Below are 12,647 nucleotides of genomic sequence, written 5' to 3' on the forward strand. Positions count from 1 at the left end.
CATGCTCCAGTACCTCCCCCTGATCCTCAGTGGCATCGCGACCGGCGCGATCTTCGGTCTCGCCGGTACAGGACTGGTCCTGACCTTCAAGACGTCGGGGCTGTTCAACTTCGGGCATGGTGCGATCGCGACCGTCGCGGCCTATGTGTTCTACTCGCTGCACGTCCAGCTCGGTCTCGGCGCGCTGCCGTCGTTCGTGATTGCGGTCCTCTTCGTCGGCCCGGTGCTCGGGTTGATCATGGAGCGCGTGGCCGCGCGGCTCGCCCCGCAGCCGGTGGCACTGCAGATCGTCGGCACCGTAGGGATCATGCTTGCCGTCCAGGGCCTGGCCACCCTCCTCTACGGCCCCGCCACGATCCGCGTTGACCAGTTCCTGCCGTTCGGCACGGACACCTTCTCGCTCGGTGGCGTGGTGCTGACCTGGGACTTCGTCATCATCACGGGGATCACCCTCGTAGCGGTCGGCGGTCTCTACGCGCTCTTCCGCTTCTCGCGCACCGGCTTGGCGATGCGGGCCGTTGTGGACGACCCGAACCTGGTCTCGATGCTAGGGACGAACCCGACGAGGGTGCGCCGCACCGCGTGGGTCATCGGGTCGACGTTCACGGCGCTCTCCGGTGTTCTCGTCGCCCCCGTGATCGGCCTCGACGCCATCGGAATGACGTTCCTGGTGGTGCAGGCCTTCGGCGCGGCAGTGGTCGGTGCGTTCTCCAACATCCCGCGGACCCTGATCGGCGGGCTGGTGATCGGAGTACTGGCCGACCTCTCGAAGGCCTGGGTGCTCGACGCCCCCTGGCTGGCCGGGGTGCCCGCCACCCTGCCGTTCCTCGTGCTGTTCATCGGGCTGCTCGTGTTGCCGAAGGGCAGGCTCCCGGTCCCCGACAGGATGCAGCTCCGGCCTCCCCTTCCGCAGTTCCGCGCGCTAGGGAGGATCCGGATCGCGGTCGCGGTCCTCGTGCTGATCCCCCTGCTGTTGGTCCCCTCCTTCGCGGGCACCACCCTGTCCTTCTGGTCGACGGCGATCGCCACGGCGATCATGGTGCTCTCGCTCGGCCTGCTGGTACGGACCTCCGGTCAGGTGTCGCTGTGTCATGCTGCGTTCGCCGCGATCGGTGCGGTCGCCTTTGCCCAGCTGTCCGAAGGACTGGGCTTGCCGTGGATCGTGGCGTTGCTGGTGGGGGCGCTGGTTGTGGTCCCGGTTGGCGCATTGGTCGCGATCCCGGCGATCCGGCTCAGCGGCCTGTACCTCGCGCTGGCCACGTTCGGGTTCGGGATCATGGTGCAGCAGCTGCTGTACGGACAGCCATGGATGTTCACCTCGTTGTCGGAGGGCCGCCGGATGCCGCGGCCGGAGTTCGCCACCTCGCAGGCGGACTTCTACTACGTCCTGCTCGCGGCGCTGGTAATCGTCGCGATCCTCGTCGTCGTGATCGTGCGGAGCCGGCTCGGGCGGGTGCTGCAGGGCATGTCGGAATCGCCAATGGCGGTGACAGCCCTGGGGCTTTCCAGCACCGTCACCAAGCTGATCGTCTTCTGCATCTCGGCATACCTGGCGGGCATCGGCGGTGCGCTGCTCGGGATGGTGCGACACTTCGCCATCGGCTCGGACCCGTTCTACCTGCCGTTCAGCTCGCTGCTCCTGCTCACGATGCTGGCGCTGGCCCCGTTCGCGGAGCCCTGGTATGCGCTCGTGGCGCTCACCACGGTATTGCCCGCCTACCTCCCGGGGGACCAGACCGTCTACATCGTGAACGCCGTCTTCGGCGTCTTCGGTGTGATGGTCGCGATGCAGGGCGGCCCCCCACGGATGCCGATTAGGCTCCAGCACCTGCTGGATCGGTTGGGCGGCAGGCAGCCAGATGTGCCGGAAGCCGCGCAGGGGGAGTCGACCGACGGCCTCCGCGCCACGGGCTCGGCCGTTGAGACCGTGGAGACCGCAGTCCGAGGCGGGCTGGAGGTAGCCGACCTGCACGTGCGCTTCGGCGGTCTGGTCGCCGTCGACGGCGCGACGTTCCGCGTCCCGACCGGCACGATCACGGGCCTGATCGGCCCCAACGGCGCGGGCAAGACCACGACGTTCGACGCGTGCAGTGGGCTCAACCGGCGCTTCTCTGGAGCCATCAGGCTGCACGGGGACGACATCACCCGCTCGTCTCCAGCAGTGCGAGGCCGAGCAGGCCTCGGCCGCACCTTTCAGCGGATGCAGCTCTGCGAGACCCTCACCGTCATGGAGAACGTCGTGCTGGGGCGGGAGTGCTCGCAGGCGGGCAAGGGTTTCGTCTCGCACCTGGTCGCACGGCCATCAGAGTGGCGGCTGGCGCGCTCGGCGGCCCGGGCTGCCGTGGTCGAGTGTGGGATCGAGCATCTCGCCGACCGTCAGGTCGCCACGCTGTCGACGGGGCAGCGCCGACTCGTCGAGCTCGCCCGCTGCCTGGCGGGTCCTTTCGACGTGCTTCTCCTCGACGAGCCGTCGTCCGGTCTCGACGCCACCGAGACGGCCCGACTCGCCGAGGTGCTCGAGCGCGTCGTAGCGCGCCGGAGAATCGGGATCCTGCTGGTGGAGCACGACGTCGAGCTGGTCATGCGGATCTGCAGCGCGATCTTCGTGCTGGACTTCGGCCGCATGATCTTCGATGGGACCCCCCTGGACGTCGCGGCCAGCGAGTTGGTGCGCGCCGCGTACTTGGGCGACGATCTCGACCTTGCGGGCTCGGTAGGAGGTGCCGCGTGAATCCGTCGACTACTGCCGAGACGCCGTCCGACGTGCGAACTGACGTACCAGCGCTTATGGTCGAGGAGCTCAGTGCGGGCTATGGGAGCACCACTGTGCTGCGGGATGTCTCGCTCACGGTGCCCTCGGGTGGAGCCGTTGCCCTGCTTGGGCCGAATGGCGCAGGCAAGTCCACCCTGCTGGCCGCTCTGTCCGGGCTGCTGCCGCTCACGGGCGGCCGATTTGCGATGCATGGCGAGGACGTGACCGGGCGGCCCGCGCATCAGCTCGCGGCAGCGGGGCTCTCGCACATCCCGGAGGGTCGCGGGGTCTTCCGTGGCCTGACCGTGCGTGAGAACCTGGTCATGCAGGCGGGCAGAGGGGCGGAGGATGAGGCGATCGAGCGCGCGGTCAGCGCGTTCCCGGTCCTCGGTCAGCGCCTCGAACAGCAGGCCGGAACGATGAGCGGCGGCCAGCAGCAGATGCTGGCTATGTCGGCGGCCTACGTCCGGCGGCCGCGCCTGGTACTGGTCGACGAGGCGTCCCTGGGACTCGCGCCGCTGGTGGTCGACGAGATCTTCTCATTCCTGGGGCAGCTCGTTGCCGATGGTGCCGCGCTGCTTCTGGTCGACCAATTCGCCGCTCGTGCACTGAACCTGGCCTCGTACGCCTACGTCCTCAACCGCGGTCGGGTCGTCCACCATGGGTCGGCGGCAGACCTCGACGAGACGACACTGGCCCGCGCCTATCTCGGCGGTGAATCGTGAGCGGGACCATCGATGTGGCCGACCGTCTCGCACTGCACGAACTGGCCGCGGCCTACGGCGAGATCGTGGATGCGAAGGACTGGGCTGGACTGGCTCAGATCTTCACCGAGGACGCGGTGTTTGACATGAGCGATATCGGGCTCGGCGAGTTCCACGGGCTGGCGGCGATCCGGGGGCACATGACCACGACGGATCGGCATCCCCGGGCGCACCTGATCGTCAACGTCCGGGTTGTTGAGGGGGATCCAGTCGGGTTACGCAGTCGAGTCATTGGGGTGCTGCCGGACCGCAGGGTCGCTGTCGGAAGCTACCGGGATCACGTTGAGCGCACGGTCGACGGTTGGCGGGTCCGGCACCGGATCTTCACTGCCGGTCAGCGGGCTGACGGCTCGTTCACCGGCACAGAATCACCACGGCCGGCCTGGGACAGGGGAGCTCAACGATGAATCGACCATCGGCTGCGAAGCCTCTCATCGGCCGAGTGGCCCTGGTGACCGGTGGTGGCCGTGGGCTTGGACGGGCACACTCCCGGGAGCTCGCTCGGCTGGGCGCGAGTGTGGTCGTGGCGGACACGGGGGTGGCTCTCGACGGGACCGCGCCCGATGCGACCGTAGCCACCTCGACTGTCGACGAGATCTGTGCGGATGGCGGCCGGGCCGTCGCCGACCACGCCGACGTGCGAACTTTCGCGGGTGCGCAGGCCGCCGTGACAAGTGCGGTGGAGTGTTTCGGTCGGTTGGACATCGTGGTCAACAATGCAGGCACGTTGCACGGGGCGCCGCTTGAAGCGTTGACCGAGGCCGATCTGCGCGCTGAGCTGGACATTCATGCCGTCGCGACGGTTGCAGTCCTGCAGGCGGCCTTTCCGGTGATGCGTGCCCAGCGTTACGGCCGGGTTCTGAACACGATCTCTGAGGCTTCACTTCACCGACACATGGCCGACTCGATCGCGTACTCGACGGCGAAGGCCGCTGTGTGGGGCGCGACGATGGCAGCTGCAGCGGCAGGGGAGCCGGACGGCATCACGGTCAACGCGCTGTCGCCCGGGGCCTACACTCGCATGTCGAAGCGCTTCCTCGACGTGCAGGGCATCCCGGCCGGCCTCGACCTCTCCCCGGAACGCGTCGCTGAGGTAGCGGCAGGGCTGTGCACCGAGGCGGCAGGTGGAATCAACGGGCGGGTCCTGCACACCGCGGGTGGCCACATCCGCGAGTTCCGCCTGGGTCGATTGGACGACACCGACCTCGTCGAGTGGCTGAGGCGCTACGTTGACCGACACGTCGCTGGCGCGCCCAACGATTGAGAAGGAGGGATGAGCCCCTCAGCGTGAGGGCATTGAGCTCGCAAGCAGGCTGAGGACCGCAACCCTGCTTGCTGCCGGCTCGGCTCACCCGCACGCAAGGTTCTGCAGGACGCTTCTGATCCCGTCGTGTAGCGCTCGCCGTGCGAATACTTCTCCTCTTCGCGCCGGCCGGGGTTCTCGGGGTAGGGCACCGGCTCGGCATCATCCCAGCGTGCGAATCAACCCGGCTCGCCGCTCTGCGGCATCGGTCCACGAGTCGACATCACCGGCCCCACCCAGCAATCGGGAAGGCCGCACCCATCACTAGATTGAACAATCTGGCTGGACGTCACAGTCGATATGGAGTGGTCTCCTGTCAAGAGGCAGGCTGAGGCGCCCGTCCTGATTGTTCGGGGCGGGCGCCTCGTGCTTGGTCGTCGTGGTGCTGGTCAGTGTGTCGATGGCGATGTGCGGTCAGACTGATCTTCTGTCAATCATGTGACCTGTAAACGGGTCCCGTCAGCAGAGTGCCCGGTCGACGAAGTTCAGCAACGAGGCGACGAGGGGTGCGACGTCTGCACCTTCGGGGAGGGCTATGGCCTGTTCGAAGCCACGGTCCATCAGAGCGCGCACCCACTGGGTGTCGTTGTCGGGGTCGGCTCGGGGCAACGAGCCGTCCTGTCGGCCCCGGTCGAGAAGGGCCCTGAGGCCCCTCTCCTGTCGCTCGTCATAGTGCTTGCGCTCCGCCGTGTACCCCTGCGCCCTCATGACCTCGTCGGAGAGCAGGACCGCAACGCGCGGGCGCCGTGTGGGGTCGCCAGCGACATGCAGAAGGGCACCGAGCCAACCGTGCAATGCAATCCGGCCGTTCGGGGCCCTCGCGGCGTCCGCCTCCATGTCACCCAGCGCGCGGTCCCCGTCGCTGCGGAACATGGTCAGCAGCAGTTCGTCCTTCGAGTCGAAGAGGCGATAAAAGGCCCTCGTCCCAAGCCCGGCTTGCGCGAGGATGTCGGTGACAGATGCTGACGCGCCGTCGACGGCGAGGAGCCGATAAGCCGCCTCGACGATCTTGGCACGCTCGGCCCTACGCCCGTCAGGGCCGTTGCTTCCGGACGCCACGCGGATCGTCCTCCCGCCCCACCCGTCCCGACAAGTCGAGAGGTCACGCGGCTCGTCCGCGCTGCAGTCGAGCCTATCGCAAGGTCGGAGGGTGTCGGGTCAGCCCTCGATGATCTGCCGCACGATCTCGGCGAGCTCGTGGGGGCGATCGCTCTGCACGGAGTGTCCAGCGCCAAGACCGTGCGGACGACGGTGGCGGGACTGCGGTGCACAAACTCGGTGGCGTCCTCGGTGGAGACGAACGCCGATGTACCTCCGCGGATCAGTGTGAATTGCGCGGCCGACGCGCTCACGTCTTCCCACAGTGCCGACGAATCGGATCGACTCTTGTCCAGCACGTCGTACCGCCATGGCGGGTTTGCGCTCTGTCTCAGACTCCTTGGACCGTTGGTGGGCGGCGCAGATGGCGGCCCAGTCGGTGGCGAGCTAGGGCGCTGTCGCCGTTGAGCAGCGCGCTGAGCACACTTGCATGCGCATCCTGCCCGTCGCGATCGTCGGCCACAGGTACAGCGTCCAAGCCCTCGGCGGCGAGCAGGATGTGAGTGAAAAGCTCAAGGATTGGGTCGTCTGCGAGACGGGCGAAGATCACGGCGCGCTCGTCCGCCGTGGCCCCGCCACAAAACTCGGCGGCAGCCTCGAGGCGCTCGTGCATCTCGGGCTCGTGCAACCGCTCCGTCACGGCAGCCAGTGCACCGAGCTCGAGGATGTCGCGCACCTGCCTCACTTCGTCGGTGGAGGTTCCCCGGTATCGGAGGTATGTCCCCGCCGCCTCGATGCTCGCCGCCGGATCGGGCTCGGTGATCACGAGGCCGCCGTACGGGCCGCGCCGCATCCTGGCGATGTGGTGGTGTTCGAGGAGCCGAACAGCCTCGCGGAACACAGCGCGGCTGACGCCCGAGCGCGCCTGCAGCTCCGACTCCGAGCCGAAGATTTGCCCGGCCTGCATGCCGCTGGTGACGATGTCCGTCATCAGGCGGTGCGCCACCGTCTCCGCGAGTTTGGCAGTGGGTGGAAGCGGCGCGGGGGAGGACGACCCACGATCGATTGGCCTCTGCTGCACCGACAGGAGCCAGGCGTTTACTGCACGCAGATGTCGAACCGATCGGTGTTGCGCGAGGACATGATCCCCGGAGACGATGGCGTCGACGATCGCCTTATGCGCGTGATCGGACTCCGACTTGAGGTCCTGCAGCTTCCGGTCGATGGGCAGCGTCGGCACCTGCGCGTAGTTGATCGTTAGTTGGACCAGGACGTCCACAAACAGGGTCAGTACGGCACTGCCGCAGTGATCGGCCAGCACGATGTGGAGTCGTTCGTGACCGGTCGAATCGAATCCTTCGGCCTCCTGCTCACGGCGCAGAGACGCACGTAGGTGGTTGATCCCATCCTCGGTCAGGCGTTCCGAGGCGAGCCGAGCGGCGGCCGGCTCGAGCAGAACGCGTGCCCGGAGCAGGTCTGCGACGTTGGCGCCGACAAATTCGAGGTAGACGGCCATGGCTCGGGCCAGCGGATGCGCGTCGGGAGCCTGTACGACGAGCCCACCCGGAGAGCTGCGGCGTGTGCGGACGACGCCCCGATGCTCCAAGAGCCGGATGGCTTCCCGTAGCGCGCCTCGACTCACGTCGTAACGGCTACAGAGGTTCTCCTCGGAAGCGAAAACCTCTCCGACCCGCCAGCCGGCAGCCGCGATGTCGGCTTCGAGTCGCTGGGCGAGGACAGCGGCTAGTTTCCGCTTGCGCTCCCCTTCGGTGCGAGGAGGGACAGGGGCTGCAGGAATCTGGGTCTGTCGTGTTCCCGTCGACATCGCGCCCCACCTCACCTCATCGGTCTTCCATTGAGTATACTATCAAACCTGGTTCGGCCAGGCGACCCTGTGGCTTTTTCGAGGGACGGTCTCGATTTCGACCCCGAATCGAATCGGTGACTTATGAGGGGGGCATGGTTTCTCGTAAGCAGCGTCGTAAGCCGAAGCCGTACAGTTCGATCTGACTGATGCGCAGGAGTTGATCGACCGATGGTCCCGGTACCTTCGGCTGGTCGCCGCCCATCCACTCTCGTCGCCGGATAATACCCGAGTCGCTTGACCCGATCACACGCGCTCGGACACGCGAGGATGAGGTCGGGCAGCTCGTGGTCACTGATATCGATAAGGCGGTGCGCCGCTCGTTCGATCTGGCACAGAAGATCTCGTGCGCCACTCGTCCTCGCAGCGCCGCTGCGGACGTCACCACTCTCGCGTTTGGCCGCTGGGCCGCTCGGGGGACGTCACAGTTGTACAGGGCCGCGCGGTCATGCCTGTGGAGGTGTGGTCGGCGATTGAGCAGCACGACGAGACCCGCCTACGGTATTCCAGATAGTGCGGCCGGAGCGCGAAGTTGACAAGCTGCACATCCGCGTGGGCTACAACCGCGAGCGGACAACCAACTTGGACGAGCTGGTGGAACGGTTGTCTTCCTCTGTCCAGGAGCGGGTCGAAGTCTCTCCAACGGTCGAGTTGATCGAGGAGGGTGTGCTGCTGGCTCGATCTATCTCAGCCGCCAAGATCCTAGGATTGTGAAGGCATGACAAGTCAGTCCATCATCGAGCGATCGGCTGAGCTTGCGGGCAAAGGACCAGCCATGATCGCCGCTTCCGGGTCGATGACAATCCCTGTCGATTTCACGGTCGGCGAGGAGGACCTTGACCGCGACGCTGCGTTGGCAGGCACACCGGCGAGTTGGATGGGATCTCCCGTGCGTTCAGGTCTGCCAGCTGCCAGCCCACATTCACCTAGATCTCGGTCAAGCTGCGCCCGAGCTCTGGATCACCTCAATCGTCCCGACACCTAGCCGCGCCACACGTCGTCTACTGAATTCGGCCACCTGGCGTTCCGTCCGGCAATCCGTCATAGCGACGAACCTCCGGAGCACAGTCATAAACGGATTGGAGGGCATCCGCGAGCCGGCGTGCCCACCTCCTGGCCCCGAGAGGGCACGTCTGAAACCAGGCCGGTTCACACTCACGGATCGAGAAACAGTCGTTCATTGGGCAACCTGACATCCGGCAAAGAACGACCGATGGCGGAACGGACGAGTTCGAGCGCGCACCGGCGCTTTCGCTGCCAATCGCGGATCAAACTCTTGTCTGCCGCTTCTGGCGCCTGGTATTCGAAAGCCCCACCACCCAACCAGATACGCACGTGTACATCGTCGTCGGCGCCGCTGCCACTTCTGCTCGATAGATGACTGCGTCAGGTGGAGACGGCAGAGGGTAATCTGCCACTCTGCCAGGCCGACGTCAAAGTCTCCAACAGTGACCGTTTAAAACATCGCGATTTCTCGGTATCCATTTGACTCGGCTGCAATCCAGCACGGACCAACTCTTCGAAACGTCTACGGTCGGTGCCGAATGCGACCAGTACGTCGCCGGGCCGAGCACGCCCGAACGGGGCCCACCGAATCGCAAACTCGATATACGGCACCGCATGTATGTCGACGCAACGGGCGCCACTCAAAACTTTCAGCTCGTGCAGCGAGGACCTAACCCATTGCGCGCCAGAATTCATTACTTCCTGTGGCGTCGCCTTGTGGGCGTAAAAGTGTTGCGTTCGCTTTGTAGGTGAGATTTTACCGCCATGTGTGCTGTGACGGCTTTCTCGTCGATTTTGTAACTCCATGGTTTCCTCGAACTCGGTGGAATCAGAACATACTGTCACGCCGCTGATATAGAACTTGCCAACACAAGCACCGTCACATCCCTCGAGCGCAGTCGTCCCCGGGCTCCCCTGCGCGGGTGTTTTATGGATTGGGGGCTACCGAGCGGGACATCCGATCGACTGGTATCTGAAGCACTCTTCGTTGCTGATCGTCGATTATCGTGTCCTACCAACGCCTGCGCGGCGTTACGCGAGCCACTGAACCGGTAGATGGAGAGACCTACTTTGCCGGGGCCGGTGGTTGAACGGCGCATTGATCGTGGAAAAGTACTGGATCGCAGCACCGATTGCGATCGGGCCGGTGACCGCGATAGAACCGATCAGAAATCATCAGCGGGGCGTCCTGCGCGAATACCGCGAGAGCTAGAGACCGAGCGAGGAAGAAGACTGGCCATGCAACGAACTGTGTTCAACGAGGATCACGAAGCGTTCCGCGAGACAGTGCGGACCTTCATCGCCAAAGTAGTCGCACCCGTCTACCATGAGTGGGAAGCGGATGGGCATCCGCCGCGCGACTTTTACCGGTGTCTCGGTGAACTCGGCATTCTCGGCATCCAGGCGCCCGAGGAGTTCGGCGGCGGTGGCGAAGCGTCAGTCAAGTTCAATGCCGTTGTCGCCGAGGAGTGTGCCGCGGCCGGAGTGTCTTTCGGGGGTTCCTACTCCGTGCACACCAATCTGATCCTGCCGTACCTCACCATGTACGGGACCGGGGAGCAGCTGCAGCGCTGGCTTCCCGGATTCTGTTCCGGTGACCTGATGTTCGCGATCGCGATGACTGAGCCCGGCACCGGTTCGGACCTCGCCAATATTTCGGCTACCGCCAAGTTGTCCGAGGATGGCAGCCACTACGTGCTCAACGGCTCGAAGACCTTCATCACGGGCGGCGTATTGGCGGATCGCATTCTCACGGTGTGCCGCACGTCGCCGTTCGACCCGGAAAACCGCCGCTCCGGCCTGTCGATTCTCGTCGTCGACACCAGCAGCGAAGGCTTCTCCGTGGGACGCAAGCTGCAGAAGATCGGTTTGAAGACGTCCGACACCGCCGAGTTGTCCTACGACGACGTAATGGTGCCCGTCTCCGACCTGCTCGGAGAGGAGGGCAAGGGCTTCTCGTACCTAACCCACAATCTCGCGCAGGAGCGGCTCACCATCGCGTTCGACGCGTCCGCCACCGCGTCGGCCGCGGTTCAGCACGCGATCGCCTACACGACCGATCGCAAGGTGTTCGGCAAGCCCGTCGCCGCGTTCCAGAACACGAAATTCGTTCTGGCCGAATGTTCCACGGAGTTGCAGGCCGTCCAGCTAATGGTCGACAACGCACTCGAACTGCACGACCGTGGCGAGCTCTCTGTTCAGGATGCCGCCCGTGCCAAGCTGTTCAGCACCGAAGCGGCCGGACGCATCATCGACAAATGCCTGCAGCTGCACGGTGGTTACGGCTACATTCTCGAGTACCCGATCGCGCGCCTCTACGCCGATACCCGGGTGTCACGGATCTTCGGCGGCACCAGCGAGGTGATGAAGACGATCATCGCCAAGGATCTCGGACTCTGATCCTGGGAGTTCTGCCGCGCCGGATACCACCACCGATTCCGCCGGATGGCGACGATCGCCTCGGCGGTGGTGATCGGACCAGCAGTGAATGCGGCTGTCGCCGAACCGAACCCGCGCACGCCGTGGGCCAGGCAAACCGTCGCGTAGGGCTACGGCACGCTGGAGAACTTCACCTCCGACTGCCGCGGCGGTGTGTGGTTGAGCCAGCAGTCTCTCGCCGGCGGATCGGGCGTCCTGCAGCGTCTCGGCGCGGACGGCACGAAGTCCACTGCGGTTGCCAACGTCAGCAGCCCCGGCGGGATCGTCGTCCGCGGCAACACCGCCTACTTCAATACCTGCAACAGCTTCACCGTCGGGATCACCGGCCAGTAAGGACGGCACGATCCAGGCGCTGAACCTCGACAACGGCGCGGTCTCGACGGTCGCCACCGGCCTGCAGTTCCTCACCGCCAGCGATAGTGTACTCAATGTGTCACAGGGGGCCTAGGTGCTACGACGGGGAAACGAGAAGGCCCCGTAGCCTCTGCGAACTCTGCAGCTACTCGCCCGAATAAGGATTCCGAAGTGAAGCTTGCAAAGATCCTGGCTCAGCGCCTCGAAAACGACACCGCGGAGGCCGGTTGGCCAGTCGGGAAGATCTTTGCGTCGGAAGACGACCTTCGCCGCCGCTACGGCGTGAGTCGAGGCGCACTGCGAAGCCATCCGACTCTTGGAACACCGGGGCGGCGTCCCGGTGTCGGTGCTAGTCGTCGCGTCATGAGCCCGATCATGGCCCACTTGATGAATGCCTCCGAGTGTGCGGGGAGGCGCTCATAGTCGTGGTCGAGGCGGCGACAGCGCATCAGCCACGACAGCGTCCGTTCGATCACCCAGCGGTGCGGTAGGACAGCAAACTCACCCTGCCCTTTGGGTTTCCGAACGATATCCAGTGCGATGCGGCAGTGCGTGTCGACCCAGGCGACCAGCTTGCCGGCGTAGCCGCCGTCGGCCCACACCACGACCATCGACGGCATCGCCGTCTTCGCCCGCGCCAGTACCTGGCGTCCGCCGTCACGGTCCTGCACACTCCCCGCCGTCACCAACACCACCACGAGTAGGCCGAGCGTGTCGGTCACCAAGTGCCGTTTGCGCCCATTGACTCGTTTCGCGCCGTCCCAACCGCGCGTGTTCGTGCCGACGGTGTCGGCACCCTTGACCGCCTGGGCGTCGACCATCCCCGCCGAGGCCATTGGATCCCGACCACCGCGATCGCGCGCCCGCAGTGCGTCGTGGATCCGGTCGGTCACCCCAGACTCGTTCCACACCTCGAAGTACCAGTACACCGTCTCCCACTTCGGAAGATCATGCGGCAACTGGCGCCAGGAACAGCCGGTGCGGTTGACATACAAGATCGCGTCCACGATCCGGCGTCGAGAGTGGATGGCGGGCGACCAGCCGAAGGTACCGGGACCATCGGTCGATCAACTCCCACTGCGCATCAGTCAGATCGAACCGTACGGCTTCGGCTTGCGACGCTGCTTA

General features: G+C 65.4%; 10 protein-coding genes. 6 read left to right on the plus strand and 4 right to left on the minus strand.

Annotation, left to right across the window (positions count from 1 at the left end; translation table 11 throughout):
- The first annotated feature begins 1 nt into the window (after window position 1).
- From RHA1_RS42240 to RHA1_RS42255, 4 genes are read left to right on the plus strand one after another with little or no spacing between them, the layout of a single operon-like run.
- The gene (locus RHA1_RS42240) at window positions 2-2,731 is read left to right on the plus strand and encodes an ABC transporter permease subunit (RefSeq protein ID WP_011600149.1); all 2,730 of its coding nucleotides are present in this window, start codon (window positions 2-4) and stop codon (window positions 2,729-2,731) included.
- Complete coding sequence (locus tag RHA1_RS42245) at window positions 2,728-3,477, plus strand: ABC transporter ATP-binding protein (protein ID WP_011600150.1); 750 nt, start codon at window positions 2,728-2,730, stop codon at window positions 3,475-3,477. The genes RHA1_RS42240 and RHA1_RS42245 overlap by 4 nt, the downstream gene beginning before the upstream one ends.
- On the plus strand, window positions 3,474-3,923 hold the full coding sequence (locus RHA1_RS42250; RefSeq protein ID WP_011600151.1) for a nuclear transport factor 2 family protein: 450 nt from the start codon (window positions 3,474-3,476) through the stop codon (window positions 3,921-3,923). Before RHA1_RS42245 ends, RHA1_RS42250 begins: the two co-directional genes overlap by 4 nt.
- Window positions 3,920-4,780, plus strand: a complete 861-nt coding sequence (locus tag RHA1_RS42255) for an SDR family NAD(P)-dependent oxidoreductase (protein ID WP_011600152.1) — start codon at window positions 3,920-3,922, stop codon at window positions 4,778-4,780. The genes RHA1_RS42250 and RHA1_RS42255 overlap by 4 nt, the downstream gene beginning before the upstream one ends.
- A gap of 498 nt (window positions 4,781-5,278) precedes the next feature.
- On the opposite strand, the gene RHA1_RS42260 is transcribed toward RHA1_RS42255, so the two are convergent.
- From RHA1_RS42260 to RHA1_RS50100, 3 genes are all read right to left on the minus strand, one after another.
- Window positions 5,279-5,878 (minus strand): TetR/AcrR family transcriptional regulator, encoded by a 600-nt coding sequence (locus tag RHA1_RS42260; protein ID WP_011600153.1) that lies wholly within the window; start codon window positions 5,876-5,878, stop codon window positions 5,279-5,281.
- Between the two features lie 370 nt (window positions 5,879-6,248).
- A complete protein-coding gene (locus RHA1_RS42265) occupies window positions 6,249-7,682 on the minus strand; it encodes a FadR/GntR family transcriptional regulator (RefSeq protein WP_011600154.1) in 1,434 nt (477 codons plus the stop codon).
- Window positions 7,683-8,876: 1,194 nt separating this feature from the next.
- Entirely contained in the window at window positions 8,877-9,056 is a 180-nt protein-coding gene (locus RHA1_RS50100) for a hypothetical protein (RefSeq protein ID WP_148228545.1), read from the minus strand.
- A gap of 909 nt (window positions 9,057-9,965) precedes the next feature.
- Between RHA1_RS50100 and RHA1_RS42275 the strand changes: the two genes are divergently transcribed.
- Together RHA1_RS42275 and RHA1_RS51055 are read left to right on the plus strand one after the other, a co-directional pair.
- Complete coding sequence (locus tag RHA1_RS42275) at window positions 9,966-11,126, plus strand: acyl-CoA dehydrogenase family protein (RefSeq protein ID WP_011600158.1); 1,161 nt, start codon at window positions 9,966-9,968, stop codon at window positions 11,124-11,126.
- Window positions 11,127-11,318: 192 nt separating this feature from the next.
- Window positions 11,319-11,498, plus strand: coding sequence for a hypothetical protein (locus tag RHA1_RS51055; RefSeq protein WP_011600159.1), 180 nt, complete (start codon window positions 11,319-11,321; stop codon window positions 11,496-11,498).
- A gap of 296 nt (window positions 11,499-11,794) precedes the next feature.
- On the opposite strand, the gene RHA1_RS42285 is transcribed toward RHA1_RS51055, so the two are convergent.
- Window positions 11,795-12,547, minus strand: coding sequence for an IS5 family transposase (locus RHA1_RS42285; RefSeq protein WP_272942798.1), 753 nt, complete (start codon window positions 12,545-12,547; stop codon window positions 11,795-11,797).
- Window positions 12,548-12,647 lie beyond the last annotated feature (100 nt).

This window comes from Rhodococcus jostii RHA1 (genome assembly GCF_000014565.1).
GTDB classification, from domain to species: Bacteria; Actinomycetota; Actinomycetes; order Mycobacteriales; family Mycobacteriaceae; genus Rhodococcus_F; species Rhodococcus_F jostii_A.

Bases quoted from the DNA above. Each gene is read 5' to 3' on its own strand.
- RHA1_RS42240 (WP_011600149.1), top strand. From the start codon at position 2: ATGCTCCAGTACCTCCCCCTGATCCTCAGTGGCATCGCGACCGGCGCG.
- RHA1_RS42255 (WP_011600152.1), top strand. From the start codon at position 3,920: ATGAATCGACCATCGGCTGCGAAGCCTCTCATCGGCCGAGTGGCCCTG.
- RHA1_RS42265 (WP_011600154.1), bottom strand. From the start codon at position 7,682: ATGTCGACGGGAACACGACAGACCCAGATTCCTGCAGCCCCTGTCCCT.
- RHA1_RS42275 (WP_011600158.1), top strand. From the start codon at position 9,966: ATGCAACGAACTGTGTTCAACGAGGATCACGAAGCGTTCCGCGAGACA.